The 21741-nt window shown below is 68.2% G+C and carries 18 protein-coding genes; 8 read left to right on the forward strand and 10 right to left on the reverse strand.

The genetic code is table 11. The features are described from left to right. Positions 1-54 precede the first annotated feature (54 nt). The 8 genes from VEIS_RS13010 to VEIS_RS13045 form a co-directional block, all read right to left on the reverse strand. Complete coding sequence (locus VEIS_RS13010) at positions 55-786, reverse strand: SDR family NAD(P)-dependent oxidoreductase (protein ID WP_011810414.1); 732 nt, start codon at positions 784-786, stop codon at positions 55-57. 116 nt (positions 787-902) lie between these two features. Further along, complete coding sequence (locus VEIS_RS13015; protein ID WP_011810415.1) at positions 903-1715, reverse strand: cyclase family protein; 813 nt, start codon at positions 1713-1715, stop codon at positions 903-905. A 15-nt stretch (positions 1716-1730) separates the two neighbouring features. Next, the gene (locus tag VEIS_RS13020) at positions 1731-2984 is read right to left on the reverse strand and encodes an SDR family NAD(P)-dependent oxidoreductase (protein WP_011810416.1); all 1254 of its coding nucleotides are present in this window, start codon (positions 2982-2984) and stop codon (positions 1731-1733) included. After that, a complete protein-coding gene (locus VEIS_RS13025; RefSeq protein WP_011810417.1) occupies positions 2981-4153 on the reverse strand; it encodes a thiolase family protein in 1173 nt (390 codons plus the stop codon). Before VEIS_RS13025 ends, VEIS_RS13020 begins: the two co-directional genes overlap by 4 nt. Continuing rightward, the gene (locus VEIS_RS13030) at positions 4150-5784 is read right to left on the reverse strand and encodes an AMP-binding protein (protein ID WP_011810418.1); all 1635 of its coding nucleotides are present in this window, start codon (positions 5782-5784) and stop codon (positions 4150-4152) included. The genes VEIS_RS13025 and VEIS_RS13030 overlap by 4 nt, the downstream gene beginning before the upstream one ends. A 14-nt stretch (positions 5785-5798) precedes the next feature. Beyond that, complete coding sequence (locus VEIS_RS13035; RefSeq protein ID WP_011810419.1) at positions 5799-6296, reverse strand: aromatic-ring-hydroxylating dioxygenase subunit beta; 498 nt, start codon at positions 6294-6296, stop codon at positions 5799-5801. Then, complete coding sequence (locus VEIS_RS13040; RefSeq protein WP_011810420.1) at positions 6296-7609, reverse strand: aromatic ring-hydroxylating dioxygenase subunit alpha; 1314 nt, start codon at positions 7607-7609, stop codon at positions 6296-6298. The genes VEIS_RS13035 and VEIS_RS13040 overlap by 1 nt, the downstream gene beginning before the upstream one ends. A 20-nt stretch (positions 7610-7629) precedes the next feature. Further along, the gene (locus VEIS_RS13045) at positions 7630-8616 is read right to left on the reverse strand and encodes a PDR/VanB family oxidoreductase (protein WP_011810421.1); all 987 of its coding nucleotides are present in this window, start codon (positions 8614-8616) and stop codon (positions 7630-7632) included. A 1126-nt stretch (positions 8617-9742) separates the two neighbouring features. On the opposite strand from VEIS_RS13045, the gene VEIS_RS13055 reads away from it, so the two are divergent. The 8 genes from VEIS_RS13055 to VEIS_RS13090 all read left to right on the forward strand — a co-directional run bounded on the left by VEIS_RS13055 (position 9743) and on the right by VEIS_RS13090 (position 20477). Further along, positions 9743-10729, forward strand: coding sequence for a substrate-binding domain-containing protein (locus VEIS_RS13055; RefSeq protein ID WP_011810423.1), 987 nt, complete (start codon positions 9743-9745; stop codon positions 10727-10729). A gap of 82 nt (positions 10730-10811) precedes the next feature. Continuing rightward, positions 10812-11855 (forward strand): galactitol-1-phosphate 5-dehydrogenase, encoded by a 1044-nt coding sequence (locus tag VEIS_RS13060; protein ID WP_011810424.1) that lies wholly within the window; start codon positions 10812-10814, stop codon positions 11853-11855. A gap of 109 nt (positions 11856-11964) precedes the next feature. Beyond that, the gene (locus VEIS_RS13065; RefSeq protein WP_011810425.1) at positions 11965-13470 is read left to right on the forward strand and encodes an FGGY-family carbohydrate kinase; all 1506 of its coding nucleotides are present in this window, start codon (positions 11965-11967) and stop codon (positions 13468-13470) included. Continuing rightward, on the forward strand, positions 13467-14483 hold the full coding sequence (locus tag VEIS_RS13070) for a sugar-binding transcriptional regulator (RefSeq protein ID WP_049773900.1): 1017 nt from the start codon (positions 13467-13469) through the stop codon (positions 14481-14483). Before VEIS_RS13065 ends, VEIS_RS13070 begins: the two co-directional genes overlap by 4 nt. Next, positions 14480-15997, forward strand: a complete 1518-nt coding sequence (locus tag VEIS_RS13075; protein ID WP_011810427.1) for a sugar ABC transporter ATP-binding protein — start codon at positions 14480-14482, stop codon at positions 15995-15997. The genes VEIS_RS13070 and VEIS_RS13075 overlap by 4 nt, the downstream gene beginning before the upstream one ends. Further along, positions 15994-17040 (forward strand): ABC transporter permease, encoded by a 1047-nt coding sequence (locus VEIS_RS13080; protein ID WP_011810428.1) that lies wholly within the window; start codon positions 15994-15996, stop codon positions 17038-17040. The genes VEIS_RS13075 and VEIS_RS13080 overlap by 4 nt, the downstream gene beginning before the upstream one ends. Positions 17041-17067: 27 nt before the next feature. Continuing rightward, positions 17068-18027 carry a deoxyribose-phosphate aldolase gene (gene deoC / locus VEIS_RS13085; protein ID WP_011810429.1) on the forward strand — a complete coding sequence of 320 codons (960 nt, stop codon included), beginning with the start codon at positions 17068-17070 and terminating at the stop codon, positions 18025-18027. A gap of 53 nt (positions 18028-18080) precedes the next feature. Then, positions 18081-20477 (forward strand): aldehyde dehydrogenase family protein, encoded by a 2397-nt coding sequence (locus VEIS_RS13090; protein WP_011810430.1) that lies wholly within the window; start codon positions 18081-18083, stop codon positions 20475-20477. A gap of 60 nt (positions 20478-20537) precedes the next feature. Here the strand turns inward: VEIS_RS13090 and VEIS_RS13095 are convergent, their stop codons facing one another. Both VEIS_RS13095 and VEIS_RS13100 read right to left on the reverse strand, forming a co-directional pair. Further along, a complete protein-coding gene (locus VEIS_RS13095; RefSeq protein WP_011810431.1) occupies positions 20538-21101 on the reverse strand; it encodes a nucleotidyl transferase AbiEii/AbiGii toxin family protein in 564 nt (187 codons plus the stop codon). Beyond that, the gene (locus VEIS_RS13100; RefSeq protein WP_011810432.1) at positions 21094-21705 is read right to left on the reverse strand and encodes a hypothetical protein; all 612 of its coding nucleotides are present in this window, start codon (positions 21703-21705) and stop codon (positions 21094-21096) included. Before VEIS_RS13100 ends, VEIS_RS13095 begins: the two co-directional genes overlap by 8 nt. Between the last annotated feature and the right edge of the window lie 36 nt (positions 21706-21741).

Here is a 21741-nt window from a genome sequence, read left to right on the forward strand (position 1 = left end):
GGTGATGCCTCCAGTGGTGGTGGATGAAGGGGGGGGAAGCAAAACGAACGCCGCTCAGAGCACCAGGCTGGCGATGCTGGTGCCGCCGCAGACATAGAGCACCTGGCCGGTGACGAAGCCGCTGCCCGGTTCGGTGAAGAAGCGCACGGCGCGTGCCACGTCGGCCACTTCGCCCAGGCGCTTGACGGGCACCGAGGCCGCGAGCGCGCGTTCCTTGTCGCTGCCGGCCTGGACCAGGTCGTAGAACATGTCGGTGCGGATCGGCCCCGGCGCCACCACGTTCACCGTGATGCCGTCGGCCGCGAGCTCCAGCGCCCAGGTGCGCGCCAGGCCCAGCATGCCGGCCTTGGTGGCGCTGTAGCTGGTGCGCGTGGCCAGGCCCAGCACGGCGCGCGATGACATCAGCACGACGCGGCCGAAGCGCTGCGCGCGCATGGCCGGCAAGGCCCCTTGGACGAGCGTGATGGCGCAACCCAGGTGCAGGTCGATCAGGGCGTCGAGGTCGTCGAGCTTGACGTCGGACAGCGGCGCGGCGCGGATGGCGCCGGCGTTGTGGACGATGGTGGTCGGCGCGAAGCGCTCGACGCATTCGCGCACGGCCTGCGCTGTCGCGCTGGCATCGCTCAGATCGACTTCGATGCTGTGCAGCCTCGGGTGGTCGATTCCGGCCTTGCGGCGCGCGAGCGCGAGCACCTCGTAGCCTTGCGCGAGCAGGTCGGCGCAGATCTGCTTGCCGATGCCGGCGCTGGCGCCGGTGACGAGCGCGACCCCGGGTGCGGCGCGCACTGGAGTGCCTTCGCCTTCGGCTACGGTATGAGCGCCTTCGGGCGGCCGGGCGGCGAAGGATGGGGCACCTTCGCCTCCGGCTGCGGTATGAGCGCCTTCGGGCGGCCGGGCGCCGCTCATGCCGACGCTCCGACCAGGGCGAGCACGCGCAGCGGGCTGCCGCTGCCTTTTTCGATCTTCAGCGGCGGGCAGATCAGCACCCCCCCCGCTGGCGGCAGCAGATCGAGGTTGCTCAGGCACTGCAGGCCATAGCGCCCCGCGCCATGCATGTAGTAGTGGCATGGGTACGGCGGGCGCAGGTGCTGGCCCTGCCCGGCATCGGTGCCGATGGCTTCGGAGCCGAAGCCCAGCACGTCGCGCTGCTCGACCAGGAAGCGCACGGCCTCGGTGCCCGGGCCTGGCGTGTGCTGGCCCGTCTGGTCGAAGTTCTGGTACGCCTGGGGGTCGCGGCGTTTGGACCAGTCGCTGCGCATCAGCACCCACGCACCCTTCGGGATGCGGCCGTGCGCGGCTTCGTAGCGCTCGATGTCGGCCACGCTCAGCAGGTAGTCGTCGTCGCGTTGCACCTCGGCCGAGCAGTCGATCACGCAGGCGGGCGCGATGAAGTGCTGCACGGCAATGGTGTCGACCGAGTTGTTCGGCAGATCGCGGCCCGAGATCCAGTGGATCGGCGCGTCGAAGTGCGTGCCGGTGTGCTCGCCGCAGGAGAAGTTGTTCCAGTACCAGCCCGGGCCGCGCTCGTCGTACCTGGACACCTCCTCGATGCGAAAGGGCCAGCACTGCCCCATCTCGGGCGGCAGCGCGATCTGCGGGAACCCGGGCGTGAGCGTCTGCGTCAGGTCGATCACGCGGATCTGGCCGCTGGCCAGCGCGCCCACCAGGCCGCTCAGGAGCCGGGCGGCGGACATCGGTTCGGTGCTTGTCGTCATCGTGGTGTTCCTGTCTCAGCCGCCGGCGGCGAGTTCGCGCTCGAGCACCTTGGGGTTGTCGCGCCAGCGCTCGAGCCACTCTTGCGCCACGTCGCCGGGGTAGACATCTTCCACGCCATCGCGCAGTGCCTTGACGATGGCATGGGCCAGCGCGCCGGGGGCGAGCTTGGGCGGCGGCAGGTGCTGGTTCCATTCGTCGTCGATAGGCCCCGGGAAGATGTTGATCACGCGGATGCCGGCCGGCCGCATCTCCGCGCGCAGGCACTGCGCGAGCGAGTGCGCTGCGGCCTTCGAGGCGCTGAAGGTGCCGTGCGGCGGAAAGTTGCTGAGCGCGTAGATCGACAGCAGGTTGACCCACGCGGTCGCGCCCGCCACGCCGTCGGCCGAGCGGCCCTTGAGCGCCGGGCCGAACTCCTGCGCCAGGCGCAGCAGGCCGAAGTAGTTGATCTCCATCTCGGCCTTGGCCACATCGGTGCCGCGCCGCGCGCCGATGCCAAAGGTGCGATGCAGTTCGGCGTTGTTGATCACGATGTCGACCTTGCCGCCGATGGCCCCGGCAAGCTCGGCCACCTGGCGGCCGTCGGTCAGGTCCAGCGGCACGAGTGTGACCTGCGGCAGCGCCGCGATCTCGTCGAGCCCGGTGCCGGTTTTTTTCCAAGGCTCGGCATGGCCGACCCAGATGATGTCGGCGCCGGCCTGCGCCAGTGCGCGCACGATGGCCTGGCCGGTGCCGGTCTTGCCGTCGGTCACCAGCGCTTTGCGGAATTGGGGGTCGCTGGTCATTTCACGCAGCATCTCGTCGTCGGCCATGGGGGCACTTTCTGCATTCGGAAAACCAATCAGGACGGCCTGCCCCGCGCGGTCGAGCCGGGCGCCGACGCGCACGCGCTGCGGCGCGTCGCCGACCTCACCGTGCAGGTGGACCATGAGCGTCGGCCCGGCATCGAGCTGCACCAGGCCCAGCCGCCAGGGCAGCCGCTCGCGAAAGAACAGCTCGTTGCTGTGGTGCAGCGTGGTGCTGCCGAGCAGTGTGCCGGCGCCGCTTTGCGGGCGCCAGCGCAGGGCGGCCGACAGGCACTGGTGGCAGACCTCGCGCGGCGGGTACTGCACCGTGCCGCAGTCGTCGCAGGTCTGCAACCGGAAATGACCTTCGGCGGCGGCGGCCGTCAGGCCGAGCGCCACGCGGCTGCGCGCGCCGGGCGGCAGGTTCATCTGCCGGGTGCGCAGCAGCGGGTTCTTGCGCGGCGGGCGCAGCAGCGGCGTCGTCATGCGGGTCGGCCCAGGATGACGGCGCCCGTGCACAGGCAGCGGTCGTAGGCCACCATGCCGAAGCCGGCGACCAGGCCCAGTTGCGCGCCCGGCACCGAGCGCTGGCCGGCCTGGCCGGTCAGTTGCCGGATCGCCTCGACCATGCCGAGAAAGCCGCCGGCCGCGCCCGCCTGCCCGGCAGAGAGTTGCCCGCCGCTGGTGTTGTTCGGAAAACTGCCGTCGAAGGTCATGGTGTGCGACCGCACGAAGGCCGGGCCTTCGCCCTTGTCGCACAAGCCCAGGTCCTCGAACTGCATCATCACGATGACGGGGTAGTCGTCGTAGGTCTGCACGAAGTCGAGCGCGGCGGGCTGCACGCCGGCCTGCGCGTACAGGTCGTCGCGGTCTTGGCGCCAGCCGCCTTGCAGCATCACCGGGTCTTCGGCATAGGCGTTGTGGCGCTCGATGGCGCCATGGATCAGCACATGCGCCAGGCCCAGGTCGCGCGCGCGCTCCTGGCGCATCACGAGGAAGGCGTCGGCGCCTGCGCATGGCATCACGCAGTCGAACAGGTGGAGCGGATCGGAGACCGGCCGCGCGGCCATGTACTCCTGGAGCGTCAGGCCCTTCTTGAACAGCGCGTTGGCATTGCCGAGCGCGTTGCTGCGCTGGGCCACGCAGATGCGGCCGAAGTCTTCGCGCCTGGCGCCGTAGCTGCGCATGTAGTGGGCGGTGATGAACGCGAAGACCGAGTTCGGCCCGCCGCAGCCGTAGGGGTAGCTGGCATCGCGCGCGAAGTTGCTGAAGCTGCCGAGCGTCTGGCGAAAGGAGTCGACATGGTTGGTGTCGGCGCCCACGCAGGCGACGATGTCGGCATCGCCGGCCTGCACCGCGCGTGCGGCACGGCGCAGGCACATCACGCCCGAGGCGCCGCCCGTGGGCACATGGTCGAGCCAGCGCGGGGACAGGCCCAGGTGCCCGGTGACGCCGACGGCCGTGTCCGGCGCCAGCGAGAAACTGCTCAGGCACAGGCCGTCGATCTGCTCCTTGGCCACGCCGCTGGCGTCGACCAGCGCCTTGATGGCCTGGCCGATGAACCAGTGCGCCGAGCGCGTGGAGTAGCGCACGTAAGGCACGGTCACGGGCACGGCCAGCGCGACGCCGGCGTAGGAGAGGCGGCGCCGGGTCATGCCGGCGCCGCCGGGCGTTTTTTCAACGCTCGGGTGTCGATGCAATGCTGCTGGCCCGGCAGCGCTTGCGCCAGTTCGCGCAGTTGGCCGCGCTGGATCTTCTGCGAAGGCGTCAGCGGCAGCGCGTCCACGAACGCGACATAGCCGGGCGCCTTGTAGTAGGCCAGTTGCGCGAGCGCATGTTCGACGATGCTGGCGGCGATTTGCGCGCGCTGGCCTGCGTCGGCGTGCGCGCGCACCACGATGCAGGCCAGCACCTCGTCGCCGCGCACCGGGTCGGGCGTGGCGGCCACGGCCGACGCCTGCACGGCGGGGTGCTGGTTGAGCACGCTCTCTACCTCGACGGCCGAGATGTTTTCGCCGCTGCGGCGAATCACGTTCTTCTTGCGGTCGATGAAGAAGAAGTTGCCCCCGGCGTCACGGCGCACCAGGTCGCCGGTGTGGAACCAGCCATCGGCCCAGGCCGCGCGCGTGGCTTCATCGTCCTTCAGGTAGCCGCAAAAGAAGTGGCGCCTGGGGTCGTTGCCGGCCGAACGCACCAGCAACTCGCCCGGCGCATCGACGCCGGCGTCGCTGCCGTCCTCGGCGACGAGGCGGGTCTCGACGAAGTCTTCCTGGCGTCCGAAGCAGTTCGTGCCGACGAGGCGCGGCTCGCGGTTGGCGATGATGCAGGCAGCGGCGCCGGTCTCGGTCATGGCCCAGGCCTCGATCAGCGGCAGGCCGAAGCGCTCTTCGAAAGGCCCGTGGTTCTTGCGCTCCACGCCGGCGCCAAAGCCCCAGCGCAGCGCATGTTCCCGATCGGCAGCCGACGGCGGCGCCGACAGGAGCATGGCCGGCATCACGCCGAGGTAATGCGCGATGGTCGCGCCGCTGGCGCGCGCGCTGGCCAGCCAGGTTTGCGGATGGAAGCGGTCGAGCTGCACCAGGCAGCCGCCCGCGACCAGCACCACCATGGTGGAGAAGGCCAGCGCGTTCATATGGGTCAGCGGCAGCGGTGTGATGACACGCTCGGCATCGGGGCGGATGCGGCACAGGCCGTCCAGCCCGGCATACCACTGGCCGGTGCGCAGGAAGTAGGCGTTGCTCAGGATGCAGCCCTTGGGCCGGCCCGTGGTGCCCGAGGTGTAGAGCAGGCCGCATTCGGTGTCGGCGCCCACAGGCTCATGGGTGCGTGGCGCGGGCGTCTGCGCCGGCGGCACGGCAGCGTCGGGCCCCATCGTCGCGAGCGCCACGCGCGCCTGCCCGGCTGCCGCGCGCAGGTCGGCGGCGCGCCCCGGCAGCGTCACGGCCAGGCCGATTTCGCTGTGGCCGATCAGATAGGCCAGTTCGGCCGAACGCAGATCGGCGTTGATCGGCACCACGCTCACGCCCAGCGCATTCAGGGCCAGCCAGTGCAGGATGAAGGCGGGCCTGTTTTCCAGCAGCAAGCCGACGCGGTGGCCGTGGCCGTAGCCGGCCTGTGCATAGGCTGCGCGCAGGTGCCCGATCTGCGCGGCAGCGTCGCCCCAGCGCATGGCTCCTGCGGCGATGCCGTAGGCTGCCGCCGTCACCGGCTCGGTGAACAGGAACTCGGCCCGTGGCGTGCGCGCTGCGCTGGCCTGGAAAACGTCGTGGACGCTGGCGTGCGGCATCGTGTCTTTGGTCTTCAGATGAACAGCTGCACGGCCGGCAGGGCCGCGTCGCAGTTGAGCAGGTTCACGCGCTTGAGCGTCATGCGCAGCGCGCCGCCCTGCACCGTCAGGTAATGCAGGAAACTGCCCACGTAGAACTGCAACTCGTCGCCCTGCGACTCGGTGTAGTGGAATTCGGTGCGCAGCACGAAGCGATTGGCCTGGGCGTCGAACTGCTCGACCACCGGCACCTGCAGCAGATGGTGGCAGCGGCTCGGCGGCTGCTGCGAGAAGGCGCGCGGGCTTTTCAGGCGCTCGATGCGCAGGTCGCGCAGCAGTTTGTCCTCGTACATGTGCGAGGTGTGGTTCAGGCCGTCTTCCTGGTCGGGCGCCAAAGGCACCCAGTAGAAAGCGTCGTCGGTGAAGAGCGCGTTCCATTCTTCGTAGCGGCGCGTGTCGAGCAGGCGGGCCTCGTGCACGACGAAGTCGATCAGGTCTTGCCGGGTGACTGTGCTGGCTGTGCTGGCGGCCATCACATCGTCTCCGTCATGCGCAGCACCCAACTGCGGTACTGGTTGCGCATCGGCAACTCGTTCGTGCCGCCGGTCGTGACCTCGCCGCCCGTCCATTCGCCAGGCTCGTAATTGCGGTGCAGGCTGACCCATTCGTTGCCGCTCGCGTGCAGCCCGGCCTGCATGCCGCGATAGGCTTGCAGGTCATCGTGCCCGACCACGGAGAACGGCGAGTTGATGAGCCGGCTGTACATGCTGGTTCGCTGCAACAACTCGGGCGGCGCGCCTTTCAGGCGCAGGGTCCAGCTTTCGATCAGCGTCTTGTCGACCGCGATCGGTTTGACGACGCGGATCGCCTGGATCGCGCCCTTGATCGTCAGGTTCGGGTAGTACACGGTGTTGTGCCGGGCCATGCCGAGGATCTGCGCCGTCTTCTGCGCGCCGTAGCGCGCCTGCATCGCGTCGTCGTAGGCGGCAATCGCCTTGTATTTGCTGTGGATGCTGAAGTGCACGCCGGTGAAGCTGTGGCCGTTGTCGTAGGTGCGGATGCCCATGTCCTCGAAGAACTTGTAGTCCGACATGAAGGGAACGAACTGCTCGATCGCCATCGGCTTGGGCTCGTCTTCAGGCTTGTCGGCCCACATGCGTTTGGCGGTGCCCGCCGAGGATTCATGCGCGACCATCGGGTGCATGGTGTCGTTCAGGTTCTCGACGAACATCTTCCAGTTGCACTGGTGCATGAAGCGCAGGCAGCCGCCGGCGATTTCCAGTTCACCTTCGGGCGAACGGTCGACCATGTTGTCGATGGAGCTCAGCGAAGCGCCGAAATACTCGTCGAAGCCGGGGCCTGCGTCGCTGATCTTCACGAAGATGAAGCCGCGGTGGCTGCGCACATGCCCTACGCTGGCCAGGCCCTTGCCCGATGCGCACTCGTGCAGCCGGGTGTGCTCGTAGCCCGTCTTCAGCGGAATCGCCAGCGGCGCGCCGTCGGTCTTGAAGGTCCAGGCGTGGTACGGGCAGCGAAAGAACTTGCCGGTGTTGCCGCAAGGCCCGTTCACGAGCCGCGACCCCTTGTGGGCGCAGCGGTTCATCAGCACGCGCACGCTGCCGTCGGTATGGCGCACCACGATCAGCGGCTGGCCCGCGATTTCGTTGCTGATCCAGTCGCCCGCTTTCGGCAACTGGCTTTCGTGGCCAACGTAGTTCCAGGTGTTGGCGAAGAAATGCTGCTGCTCCAGCTCGAACAGTTCCTGGCTGATGTACAGGTCGCGGTGCACGCGGTCGCTTTGCACCAGCGCGCGAATCGCATCGGGGTTGTCTCGGTACGAGGTCATGGCTCGCGTGGCTCCTTGGTTCAGATGTCGAGCACCAGGCGTGCGCCCTTGGCGCGGGAGATGCAAATCTGCATGACGCTGCCCTGCGCCTTCTCGCGGGCGCTGAGCACATGGTCGCGGTGGTCGATCCCGCCTTCGAGCACCGGCACCGCGCACACGCCGCATGCGCCGCGCTTGCAGTCGAACATGGGGTCGCAGCCGTTCTCGATCAGGCAGTCGAGTATGCTTTGGCCGGCCGGCACGGTAAAGCGCTGGCCCGACCGGGCCAGTTCCACCTCGAAGGGCTGGTCGCCTTCTGCTGCGGCGGGCGCGGCAAAAATCTCCCAGTGCACACGGCCAGGCTCCCACCCGCGCGCCCGGGTGCGCCCGAGCATCGCGTCGAGCATGGCCCCGGGGCCGCAGACGTAGAGGTGGTCGCCGACGGGCACGCCGTCGAGCAGCGCGTCGATGTCGAGCGGCGCGCCGGCCTCGGCGTCGGCGTGCACGCGCAGGTCATCGCCGAGCAGGTTTTGCAACTCGGGCAGGAAGGCCATCAGGTCGCGGCTGCGGCCGGCGTAGTGCATGCGCACGGCAGCGCCTTCGGCGCGGCGGCGGGCGGCCATGGTGGCAAGCGGCGTGACGCCGATGCCGCCGGCCACCAGCACCGAGCCGCCCGGGCCGGTGTGCAGCGGAAACTCGTTTTTCGGCGCCTCGATGGCGATGGTGTCGCCTTCCTTCAACCGCTGGTGCATGAAGCGCGAGCCGCCACGGCCCCCGGGCTCGTTGCGCACGGCGATCAGGTATTGGTCCGGCGCGCTGGTGGCGTTGTGCGTGGTCGCAAAGTCGATCAGCGAGTAGTGGCGCCAGTCGGTCTTGCCGTCGGGCAGCGACACCTGCACGCGGATATGCGCACCGGCGGCGAAGCCGGGCAATGCGCCGCCGTCCTCGGCGCACAGGCGCAACATGCGGATCAGCGGGTTGAGTTGGCGCGCTTGGGCGACGCGCAGCAAAAGCGTGGCGGCGGTCATCGTGCGTCCGTTGTCTCTTTGGGCCGCTGCGCGCAGCGCAAGCGCGGCGCACAGCGGCAGGCCCTCTGCGCCGGCCTGGCTTGGCGTTGCTGGCCAAGCGAAGGCCCGGTGCGGCCGGATGTCCGACGGCAGGAATACGACGGGGCGACCTGGCCGCCGATGCGACGCGGCGCCATCGCGCGCGCGATGGCGTGCCAGGCGGTGGCTGGTGCGGCAATGGCGCCCGGTTCGGCGTCCTTCAGGGTGGCGCTGGTGAATGTGCCGGCGCGCACGGCGGGCGCGGGCGCTGCGGCGTCGCGGCGCCAACGGTGCCAACGGTGCCAAAGGCGTGCTTCGTGGTCGGCGTCAGACAGCCTCGCCGCCGCGCAGACGCCGTGACCACCCCCGAAAATCGCAATTTTCATGTCGCAGGTCAAAAAGCAGTTGTCGATGAACTAGCGGCCACACAACGGCCCCGGAGAGGCAATGCAGCCAACGCTGCCATTACATTACTTTTCATCTATTGAGGTGTCAATCAAATTCGACGCCAGCGGCCTGCTCGGAAACCCGTAATGAAAAAGCCCGCGTTCGTGGCAAGCGCGGGCTTTCAGCGGGCAGGCGGCTGCCTGAGCGCTCGGCAGGGGGCTGCGATCTGCGTTTGGCCGCGCGTGCACATGAGGGCGCAGCCCGCGCAGTGCCCTGCGCGTGGCGCCGGCCGCGAGCGGGCCGCAAGCGACGCAGGTGTGGCCGGTGATCCAGCCGATGCCGGCCGTGCACCAGAACCCGTATTCAGGCCAGATCTGATCAGATCTGATGAGCCAATGCGTGCACGGATCGACGTGTCGTCGCCGGGAACCTTCTCGGCCTTCAGCACGCAGCGCCCGACAGCATCGCGAAGCGCCAGACCTCCCGAAAGACGCGCCAGGAAGCTCGCGCAGCGCGTCCAATCGACGATCGACCCTATTCGAATCTGCAATTATTTTTGATTCTGCTCATTTGAGCGAATACGCAAATTTCGCGCCCTAAGGAAATTCCCTCGAAGAATTGATTTCCTCACTCGAAGTTCCTTTGGGTGTTTCATAATTTTCTGCAGATGAGTGCCAGGTGTTCATCTGAACAGAATCAAACGCAGTCCATTGGAGACATCATGAGAAATCGAATTGCCCCCGCTTTGCGCGCTCTTTTCGGCGCGGCCGTCGTTGCAGCCGGTGTCGCCGTGCTGACCCCCGTGGCCCATGCGGCGGGTCTGAAAATCGGCTTCAGCCAGGTGACCTTGCAGTCCCCGTTCTACGTGCAGCTCAAGGAGGGCGCAGAGGCGGCCGCCAAGGCCGGCGGCGACGAACTGATCTTTCTGGATGCCAATGGCGACGTCAACAAGCAGAACAACGACATCCAGGACCTGCTGACCCGCAAGGTCGACGTGCTGATCATCAATCCGGTCAATCCCGACGCCGTCAAGCCGGCCATTGCCGCGGCGCAAAAGAACGGCGTGCCGGTCATCACCGTCGACCGCAGCATCAACGGTGGCGGCGTGACGGCGCACCTGGGCCGCGACAACGTGAAGATGGGCAAGGCCGTGGGCGATGCCGTGCTGGCCGAGCTCAAGAAGAAGGGCACGACCCGGGGCAAGGTCATCGAGATCCAGGGCGACGCCGGTGGCACCGTGATGGCGGCGCGGCGCGACGGTTTCCACGACGCGCTCAAGGGTTCGGGCTTCAAGATCGTGGCCGGTCCCTATGCCGAGTACACGCGCGCCAACGCAGTGACCGCCATGCAGGACCTGCTGCAGGCCCACCCCGATGTGAAGGTGGTCTACGCGCACAACGACGACATGGCCATGGGCGCACTCAAGGTGCTCGCCGAGGCCGGCAAGAAAGACGTGTTCGTGGCCGGCGTGGACGGCCTCTCCGAAGCCCTGGCCAGCATGGCCGGCGGCGACCAGTACGTGGCCACCGCGCTGAACGACCCGCGCTACCTGGGCGACATGACGGTGCAGACCGCGCGCGCGATCAAGGCCGGCAAGAAGGTGCCCGCCTTCGTGGACGCCGGCACCAAGGCCGTGACCAAAGCCAACGTGGGCGAGTTCAAGCGCACCGGTCTGTTTGCCGAGTACCGGCCTGCGGTCTTCAAGTAAAGCCGGCCTGTTTTCTCCCTGTTTTTCTCCCTCCTTGCCGGGCAGGCAGGGGGCCTGCCTTCATCCATCGTCCGCACATTCCATGAACTCCAGCCATCCCACCACCATGCGCGCTGCCGTGATGCACAAGCCGGGCGACATTCGTCTGGAAGACAAACCCAAGCCGCAAGTGCGGGCCGGCCACGCGCTGGTCAAGGTGGCGGTGTGCGGCGTGTGCGGCTCCGACATTCCGCGCATGCTCCAGAAGGGGGCCCACGTCATGCCGCTGATCTGCGGCCATGAATTCGCCGGCTACGTCGAGGCGCTCGGCGAAGGCGTGCAGGGCCATGCCATCGGTGACCTCGTCACCGTGCCGCCGCTGCTACCGTGCGGCACCTGCGACCAGTGCGCGCGCGGCTTCCCGTCGCGCTGCACCGACTACGACTACTTCGGCAGCCGCCGCGATGGTGCCTATGCCGAGTACGTGAACGTGCCCGCCGCGAACCTGCTCACGTGCCCCGAGGGCATGGACCCCGCCGCTGCCGCCATGACCGACCCGGCCGCCGTGGCACTGCACGCCATCTGGAAGGCGCGCTTCACGCTCGGCCACGTCGGCGCCGTGGTCGGGTGCGGCCCCATCGGCCTGTTCGCCATCCAGTGGATGAAGCTGCTGGGCGGCAAGGACATCATCGGCGTGGACATCGACCCCCGGAAGCTGGCGCTGGCCCGCGAGGCCGGCGCCACGCACACGCGCCTGGGCAGCGAGCCGATGGACGACCTGCCCGGGTGCCACCTCATCATCGAAGCTGCGGGCCACCCCACGGCCATCAACCAGGCCATCCGGATGGCGGCACCCGGTGGCAGCGTGGTGTGCATCGGCATTCCCGCCGGCGACATCGTGCTGGAGAGCGTCACCTTCAGCCACCTGCTGCGCCAGGAGGTCACCCTGGCCGGCGCCTGGAACTCCTTCGGCACGCCCTTCCCCGGCGAGGAGTGGGTGGTGTCGCTGGCCAAACTGGCCAGCGGCGAGCTGAAGTGGAAGTTCATGGTCACGCACGACCTGCCGCTGGAAGACCTGGGGGCCATGTTCGAGAACTTCGCGCAGAAAAAACAGAGCGCTGCCAAGGTTCTTTTCCGGCCCGCCTGACCCGGGGCGCAGCGCAGCGCGGCGTGGCGTGGCGAGTGGCCGCGCGGCAAACACACAAAAATGAAGCGCACACCCGGGGCCTTCATGCGCGGGGCAAAGGAGACACACAGTGGCAGTCGTGATGGGATTGGACTTTGGCACCGGCAGCGTGCGCGCGGGTTTGTACGACACGTCGTCCGGCGCGCTGATCGGCGTGGAAGAGGCGCGCTACGGCACCAGCCACCCTCGGTGGGGGTGGGCCGAGCAGGCCCCGCTCGACTGGTGGGAGGCCCTGGGCCAGGCCAGCCAGGCCGTGATGGCCCGCCACGGCCATCCGCGCGTGTCGGCGCTGTGCGCCTGCACCACCTCGTCCACCGTGGTGGTCACCGACGAGGCGGGCATGCCGCTGCGCCCGGCGCTGTTGTGGATGGACTGCCGTGCCAGCCACGAGGTGACGCTGGCGCCGACCCCGCCGCACCCGGTCATGGCCTTCAGCGGTGGCGCCAATGCGGTGGAGTGGCTGGTGCCCAAGGCGGCCTGGCTGGCGCGCAACGAGCCGCAGGTCTATGCCCGGGCCCATCGCATCTGCGAGGCGCAGGACTTCATCAACTTCAGGCTCACGGGCACATGGGCGGCCTCGCGCCTGAATGCCTGCTGCAAGTGGAACTACGACACGCTCGAGAAGAAGTTCTACCCCGACCTGTTCGCCGCGCTGGGCGCGCCGGGCCTGCTGGACAAACTGCCCACGCGCGTGGTGCCGGTGGGGGAGGCGGTGGGATCGATGTCCACGCAGGCGAAGGCGCACCTGGGCCTGCAAGGCGAGGTGCTCGTGGCGCAAGGCGGCATCGACGCGCACATGGCCATGCTGGGGGCGGGCACCATCGAGCCGGGCAAGCTGCTGTTCATCGGCGGCACGTCCATCGTCCACCTGATCCACACCAAGCGGCGCATCGACGCGCCCGGCATGTGGGGACCCTACCCGGATGCCCTGATCGACAACTCCTGGCTGATCGAAGGCGGCCAGGTCTCGGCGGGCTCGGTGATGGACTGGCTGGCCGGCAAGATCTTCGGCCTCGATGCGGCCGGCCACCGTCAGCTGATGGCCGATGCCGCACGCGAGGTGCCGGGCGCGAGCGGCCTGCTCGTGCTGGACTACTGGATGGGCAACCGCACGCCCTACCGCTCGCCCGACCTGCGCGGCGCCATGATGGGCCTGACCCTCTCGCACGATCGCGCGCAGATCTACCGCGCCGCCGTGGATGCCGTGGCGCTGGGCTCGGCCAACGTGGTGCGCGTGCTGAACTCGTTCGGGGTGCCCGTCACGCGCGTGGTGGCGGCCGGTGGCATCCAGAAGAATCCCCTGTGGCTGCAGGCCACGGTGGACGCTTGCGGTCTGCCCTTCGACGTGACCGATCAGGAGAACCTGACCCTGATGGGGGCGGCCGTCGCGGCGCTGAATGCGCTGGGCGAATCCGCCGATCTGGTCGCCGGCGCGAAAAGCCACGTGGCACCGTACCGGCGCCTGTACCCCGACCCCGCCATGCACGAACGTTATGCCGCGATGCTGCTGCGCTACCGCGCCGCCACCGAGGCCGTGCAGCCGCTGTCCCACGAGCTCGTGCGGAGCGTCGCATGAGCCGCAAGCCAGGCAAGCCAGGCAAGGCGGCCACGGTGAATGCCGACGAACAACTGTCCGTGCGCATCGGCTCGCAAGAGCGGCGCGAGCAGATCATGGTGCAGATCGCCAAGCGCTACTACCACCTGGAGCACACCCAGGCCGACATTGCCGACGAGATGGGCCTCACGCGCTGGCAGGTGGGGCGGCTGCTGCGCGAGGCGCGCGAGTCCGGCATCGTGCGCGTGGACATCATTCCGCGCTCGACGCGGCGCGTCGAGCTGGAAAGCGCGCTGCAGCAGCGCTACGGCCTGCGCGAGGCGCTGGTGCTGCCCGACACCGGCGCAGACGAAGTGACGCTGAACAGCGTCGCGCAGGAGGCCGGCCGCTACCTGGCCAGCCTGCAGCCGAGGCCGCAACTGGTGGGCGTGTCGTGGGGGCGCACCATGAGCGCCATGGCGCGCTGGCTGCCGGTCGGCTGGAACGAGGGCGTGCACGTGGTGCTGCTCAACGGTGCGGCCAACCTCCGCGACAACGACGGCCCGTCGCACAACGTGGCGGAGCGCTTCGCGCAGGCCGCCAAGGGCACGGCCACGTTGCTGCCGGTGCCGGCCATCGTGGGCAGTTCGAAGACCCGCCAGGTGCTCGAAGAAGACCCCGTCATCGGCGCCGTCATGCGCCTGGGGCGCGAGACCACCGTGGCTTGCGTGGGCATCGGGTCGCTGTCCGAACGCTCGGTGCTGGTGCAGTCCGGGTACATGGACGCCGACTCGCTGCAGGCCCTGCTCAAGGCCGGCGCGGTGGGCGACATCCTGGGCCGCTTCATCGACGAAGAGGGCCACATCGTCAGCCCCGATTTCGACGCCCGCGCCATCGGGTTGTCGCCTGCGCTGCTGCGCGACAAGGCGCATGCCATCGGCGTGAGCGCTGGCAAGGCCAAGCACCGTGCCGTGAAGGCCTGCCTGCTGGCCCGCTACATCAATGTGCTGGTGACCGACGAGGCCACGGCCAACTACCTGCTGGAGCGGCCATGAATCCAGTGAGCGTGGATGTCCCGGGCGCCCCGCCGCCGCTGTTGGACGTGCGCGGCGTGAGCAAGGTCTTTCCGCCCCGGGTCAAGGCCCTGCACGACGCGTCCCTGCGCATCCGCCGCGGCGAGGTGCACTGCCTGCTCGGGGCGAACGGCGCGGGCAAGAGCACGCTGATGAAGATCATTGCCGGCGCCCACCCGCCCAATGCCGGCGAGATCCGCATCGACGGCAACGTCGTCCAGTTCCGGAGTCCGCAGGATGCGCGGCGCGCCGGCATTGCCATGATCTACCAGGAACTGGACCTGGTGCCGCAGCTCACGGTAGAGGAGAACCTGCTGCTGGGCCACGTGCCGGCGGGCTTGGGCTTCATCCGCGGCAAGGCGCGGCGCGAGATGGCGCTGCAGGCGCTGGCGCGCGTGGGCGCCGGCTTCGGTCCGCAGGCCCGCGTCGAGAGCCTGTCGGTGGCCAACCAGCAGCTCACTGCCATCGCCCGCGCGCTCACCACGCAGGCGCGCCTCATCGTCATGGACGAGCCCTCGGCCGCCCTGAACGAGCGCGAGATCGCCCAGGTGTTCGACGTGATCCGCGAGCTGGTGCGCAGCGATGTGTCGGTGCTGTATGTCAGCCACCGGCTGCACGAGATCCGCGCCATCTGCGAGCGCATCACCGTGCTGCGCGGCGGCCGCACCGTGGCGACGCACGACGTGGCCGATGTCGACGAGCGCACGCTCATCTCGGCCGTGATCGGCGAGCACCGCGCACTGCTCGAGCGCGTCGAGCGCACACCGCCGCGGGGAGAGGTGGCGCTGCACGTGCACCAGCTCGACGGGCCGAGCGGCATAGCCATCCGCGACTTCCATGTGCGCCAGGGCGAAATCGTCGGCCTGACCGGCTTGAACGGCGCCGGGCGCAGCACCTTCCTGCGCACGCTGTTCGGCGACGGAAAGTTTCGCGGACGGGTCACACTGCATGGCAAGCCCTATGCGCCGCGCTCGCCGCGCGCGGCCATGGCCCATGGCGTGGGGCTGGTGCCCGAGAGCCGCAAGACCCAGGGCCTGGTGCTGGACGCCCCCGTCTACATCAACGCCTCGCTGCCGTCGTTGCGGCGCCAGACGCTGGTGCGGCGCGGCGCGCTGAAGGTCCGCGCCGCCTCGGTCCTGAAGGCGCTGAGCACGCGGCTCTCGAACATCGAGCAACCGGTGCGCCAGCTCTCCGGCGGCAACCAGCAGAAGGTGGTGTTCGCCAAATGGCTGATCGACGGCAGCAAGCTCCTGCTGCTCGACGAGCCCAGCCGCGGGCTCGATGTGGGCGCCAAGGCCGACCTCTATGCCCTGGCCCGGCAACTGGCCGACGACGGTGCGGCCGTCGTCATTGCCAGCAGCGAACTCGATGAGCTGTACGCCCATTGCGACCAGATCTGGGTCATGCACGAGGGCCGCAACGTGGCCTGCTTCGATCCGCGAACCACCCGCAGCGAGCAGGTGCTGCAAACCACCATCCTGGGTCATCCACCATGAACACGAACCCCTCGCAGGCGCAGGCGGCCGAGGCCTTCGCTTCGTCCGCCTGCGCCCGTGCGCCCGTGCCGGCACGTTTGTCCGTGCGGGCGCTCGTGCTGCGCTACAACTTCCTGGCCATCTTCCTGTTGGTGGTGCTGGTCGCGACGCAGTTGTCCGACAACTTCCTGACCTGGCGCAACATCGCCAACCTGTTCCAGCAGGCCTCCATCGTCGGCATCGTGGCGGTGGGCATGACCTTCGTGATCCTCACCGCCAACATCGACCTGTCGGTGGGCAGCCTGGTGGCCTTCGGCGGCATGCTGGTGGCGGTCCTGCTCGTGCAGGGCGTGTCCATTCCGCTGGCCATCGCCGTCACGCTGCTGAGCGGTGTGCTGATCGGCGCAGGCATGGGCGCGCTGTCGATCTACGCCGAGGTGCCGAGCTTCATCATCACGCTGGCCGGGCTGGTGAGCTTTCGCGGCCTCACGTACCTGATCTCCGACGGCACGCCGCTCGGCGGCCTGCCCGAAGCCTTCGGCACCTTCGGCTCGCTGATGATCAACCTGGTGCCGGGCGCGGACCTGCCGTTCCCCGCGATGGGCCTGGCCTTCATCGGCATCTCGCTGCTGGCGGGGCTGGTGCTGCGCAAGACCGTGTTCGGCGAGTACGTGCTGGCCTCGGGCGGCAACGCCGAGGCGGCGCGCCTGTCCGGCGTGCCGGTCAAGCCGGTGATCACCGCCGTGTTCGCCATCTCGGGCCTGCTGGCCGCGCTGGGCGGCGTGCTGCTCACCACTCGGCTGAACATCGGCCAGCCCACCGCCGCGCAGGGCCTGGAACTGGACGCGATCGCGGCGGTCGTGCTGGGCGGCACCAGCCTGTTCGGTGGGCGCGGCAGCGTGCTGGGCACGGCGGTGGCGGTAATGCTGCTGCAGGTGCTGCGCAACATCTTCAACCTGTTGGGCCTGGGCTCCTTCTATCAGATGACCATCACCGGCGTGATCATCGTTCTTGCCATCCTTCTGAACCGGCTCATTGACCACCACTCCGGTCGCAGCCACTGAGCTTTTTCTTCACACGCTCCCCAACCCATGACTGCCACCGACCTCCGCAACCCGGGCATCGCACTCGATGCCTCCCTGTTCGAGCATGCGCGAGTGAACACACCGGCCGCGCAGCGCCGCGCCGAATCCCTGAAGGCCCGCCGTTCGGTGAAGAAGCAATGGCAGGCCGCCTGGCTGGTCAAGGCCATCACCTGCATCGACCTCACCACGCTGGCGGGCGACGACACGCCGCAGCGCGTGGCCCGCCTGTGCGCGAAGGCGCGCAGCCCGCTGCGCCAGGACCTCGTGGCCGGCCTGGGCCTGGAGGCGGCACCGCCCCGCGTGGGTGCCGTCTGCGTGTATCCGAGCATGGTGCCCGCCGCGGTGCGCGCGCTCGAAGGCTCGGGCATTCCGGTGGCCTCGGTGGCCGCCGGGTTTCCCTCGGGCCTCACGCCGCTGCGCGAACGCCTGGCCGAGATCGACTACGCGGTGCAGGAAGGGGCGGGCGAGATCGACATCGTCATCACCCGCGCCCACGTGCTGAGCCAGAACTGGCAGGCGCTGTACGAAGAAATCCAGGCCATGCGCGCGCGCTGCGGCGCGGCACACATGAAGGCCATCCTGGCCACGGGCGACCTGAAGACCCTGCGCAATGTCTACCAGGCCAGCATGGTGGCCATGATGGCCGGCGCCGACGTCATCAAGACTTCCACCGGCAAGGAAGAGGTGAATGCCACGCTGCCGGTGGGCCTCGTGATGTGCCGCGCCATCCGCGACTACCGCAGCGCCACCGGCCACGACATCGGTTTCAAGCCCGCCGGCGGCATCCGCACCGCCAAGGATGCGCTGAACTGGCTCGCACTGATGAACGAAGAGCTGGGCCGCGCATGGCTGGAGCCCGGCATGTTCCGCATCGGCGCCAGCGCACTGCTCGGCGACATCGAGCGCCAGCTCGAGCACTTCGTCACCGGTCGCTATTCGGCCCTGCATCACCACGCCATGGCCTGAGCCTGGCGCCCGCACCACCTTCACGGCACCGACCGCGCAACCTCTTTTTCATCATGACCACTGTGGCCGACATTCTCCGCACCATGGACTACGGTCCCTGCCTCGAAGCGGCTGCTCCCGTGCACAGCTGGCTGGACGCGCATGCGCACAGCTTCAGGCACTTCATCCACGGCGAGTTCGTGGCGCCGGCGCAGAACGAATACTTCGAGGTCTTCAACCCCGCCACCGAAGAGCGTCTGGCCCGCGTGGCCCACGGCTCGGACGCCGACATCGACCAAGCCGTGGCCGCCGCACGCCAGGCGCTGCCCGCCTGGTCGGGGTTGTCCGGCCACCAGCGCGCGCGCTACCTCTATGCCATCGCGCGGCATCTGCAAAAGCATGCGCGCTTCTTCGCCGTGCTGGAGACCATGGACAACGGCAAGACCATCCGCGAGTCGCGTGACATCGACATCCCGCTGGTGGTGCGCCACTTCTATCACCACGCGGGCTGGGCACAACTGCTGGACAGCGAGTTTCCCGCGCACCAAGCCGTGGGCGTGTGCGGGCAGATCGTGCCCTGGAACTTTCCCTTGCTGATGCTGGCCTGGAAGGTGGCGCCGGCGCTGGCGGCGGGCAACACCGTGGTGCTCAAGCCAGCCGAGTTCACGCCGCTCACCGCGCTGGCTTTTGCCGAGCTGTGCGTGGAAGTGGGCCTGCCCGCCGGCGTGCTCAACATCGTCACCGGCGACGGCCACACCGGCGCCAGCCTCGTGAACCACGCCGGCGTGGACAAGATCGCCTTCACCGGCTCTACCGCGGTGGGCCGCCTGATTCGCCGGGCCACGGCGGGCACCGACAAGAAGCTGTCGCTGGAGCTGGGCGGCAAGTCGCCGTTCATCGTCTTCGACGACGCCGACCTCGACGCCGCTGTCGAAGGCGTGGTCGACTCCATCTGGTTCAACCAGGGCCAGGTCTGCTGCGCCGGCTCGCGCATCCTCGTGCAGGAAAGCGTGGCCGCGCGCTTCGGCGACAAGCTGCGCGCGCGCATGCGCAAGCTGCGCATCGGCAACCCGCTGGACAAGTCGAACGACGTGGGCGCGATCGTCGACCGCGTGCAGTTGCAGCGCATCCGCCAGATGGTGGAATCGGGGCGCGCCGATGGCCTGAGCTGCTGGCAGACCGCGCTGGATGCGCCTTCGAGCGGCCATTTCTTTGCGCCCACGTTCTTCGAAGACGTGCCCGCAGCGCATGCCCTGGCGCAGGAGGAAATCTTCGGGCCCGTGGTCATTTCGATGGGCTTTCGCACGCTCGACGAAGCCGTGGCCCTGGCCAACCACAGCCGCTACGGGCTGGCTGCATCGTTGTGGTCGGAGAACATCGATGTCTGCCTCACGGTGGCTGCGCAGTTGGCGGCCGGGGTGGTGTGGGTCAACGGCGCCAACATGTTCGACGCGGCCGCCGGCTTCGGTGGCTACCGCGAAAGCGGCTTCGGCCGCGAAGGCGGGCGCGAAGGCATGCACGAGTACCTGGTGCCCAAGTGGCTTCATGCGCCCGGCGCGCAGCAGGCGCAGGACGCACCCGTGCAGGTGGCTGCGCACCTGGCACCGACGGAGGCGGGCGCGGCGCGTTCCATCGACCGCAGCGCCAAGTTCTACATCGGCGGCAAGCAGGTTCGTCCGGACTCAGGCTACAGCTTCGGCGTGCGTTCCGGCAGCGGCGCGCTGTTGGGTCATGCCGGCTTCGGCAACCGCAAGGACATCCGCAATGCGGTGGAAACCGCACGCAAGGCCGGCAACTGGTCGCAAGCCAGCGGCCATGCACGCGCGCAGGTGCTGTACTACTTCGCGGAAAACCTCGGCGCGCGTGCGCAGACCTTCATTGCCCATCTGCAGGCCATCGACGGCATCAGCGAGGCCGCCGCCAGCCAGCAGTTTGAACAGGTGCTGGCGCGCGTGTTCCACTACGCCGCCATGGCCGACAAGCACGATGGCAGCGTTCATTCGACGCTGACCGCCCACGTCACGTTGGCCATGAACGAGCCTTTCGGCGTGGTCGGCGTGCGCAGCCCAGCGCACACGCCCTTGCTGGCGGCGCTGTCCCTGGCCCTGCCGCTGCTGGCCACGGGCAATCGCGTGGTGCTGGTGCCGCCGCCGGATGCGTCCCTGATGTTCGCCGACCTGTACCAGGTGCTCGACACCAGCGACATGCCTGCCGGCGTGCTCAACATCGTGTGGGGCGACAGCGACGAGCTGGCCGAAGTGCTGGCCCTGCACGACGACGTCGACGCCCTGTGGTACTTCGGGCCTGCGGCCGGCGCCGCCAGGGTGCAGGCGGCTTCGGCGGGCAACCTGAAGTCGACCTGGGTCCAGCGCCGTCAACTGGACTGGACATCGCGCGAGCAAGGGCAGGGCGGCGAGTTCATGCGCCATGCCACGCAGGTCAAGAACGTCTGGATTCCCTATGGCGAATAACCCGGGCAACGCGAATGCTTCGAAGGAGCCGGTCGGGCCTTAAGTTGCCCCGTGCTCACATCACGGCGATGTGTTGGTGAATGCGAGTGAGCAGCGCCTCGAAATCGGGCTGCCCCTGGTAGTAGAGCGCAGCGGTCTTGCGGTACTCCTGAGCGAATCGCAGGCGTTGGCCAGTATCACCCAGGACGAACGCCTGGTTCTGCGCAATGACCTGTTCATCCCCGGTGCGAAACCTTTGCGCTTTGTGCTCTTGATAGGCGGGAGTGTGCAGGAAGTCCTGCACCTCTTGCAGCCCCTGATGAGCGCAGCCAGCTCGTCGTAGTAAGCACGCCGCGACTCAACGTGCGCTGGCTTGTCTTGGTTGCGGCCCGTCTTCACGTCCATGCCATGGGGCGGCTCAATTCGGATATCGATGTCTTCCGAGAAGCGGTGGATGATGCCGAACCCCTTAGATAAGGACGTGCCGCCCTTCAGCTCGAACTGGAAGCCCTGGGCCTGCAAGCCCCACAGGCAATGCATGATCCAGTAGTCCTTCTCGACCAGCATGGGATCGAGCCCTCGCTCATCCGCGACGACAGCGAGCAATTGATCGAAGTCCCGCCGATCGTGCAAAAAATCAGCCACCCGACCACTCTCTCAGGCGCTTGCGCGTGGACAGATTGCCGAAACGATCAGCGGCACGTTGCAATTGGGCTGGCTCGAACGAGGGCAGCTTGCTGCGTGCCTGGCGCAACACCGCATCGCGATCCTCTGCCAACTCATCGAGGTTGTTCAGCAGGTCCACGTAGAGGAACTCCGGGGTCAGCTTCTTGGGGAAGCGCGGCTTCACCCGGAAATCGAACTGCCGGTTACCCAGCTTGAAGACGCCATGGCGCTTGTGGTTATAGACCACGGTGCGGTTATAGAGCTGGGTCGTGCCCAGGCCCACGGAGTTGTAGGCCGAGGGAAAGAAGACCAGGAAGTCCTTGTCTCGCAGAAACCCGCCCACAACCTGCTCGTCGGCAGGCGGCAGCGGGCCAAAGCTGGACTGCTTGGGTGCGTAGTACAGACCCTGAGCGAGCTTCTTGAGCTTTCCGGTAGCGACCAGTTCACGCAGATGCCTATCCACAGCGGTGGACAGACGTGCGAGATCTTCGCGCCGGTAGACGCGCCCGGCCTGCAACCCATCGGCGAGATGCGCGGCAGCACCTCGCAACGAGGTGGCAGACGATGAGACCAAGGCTGACATGACTGGAATTTTATTGACGTTTCATGCATTTTAGTA

Origin of the sequence: Verminephrobacter eiseniae EF01-2 (genome assembly GCF_000015565.1) — a bacterium.
In the GTDB taxonomy this organism is placed as follows: domain Bacteria; phylum Pseudomonadota; class Gammaproteobacteria; order Burkholderiales; family Burkholderiaceae_C; genus Acidovorax; species Acidovorax eiseniae.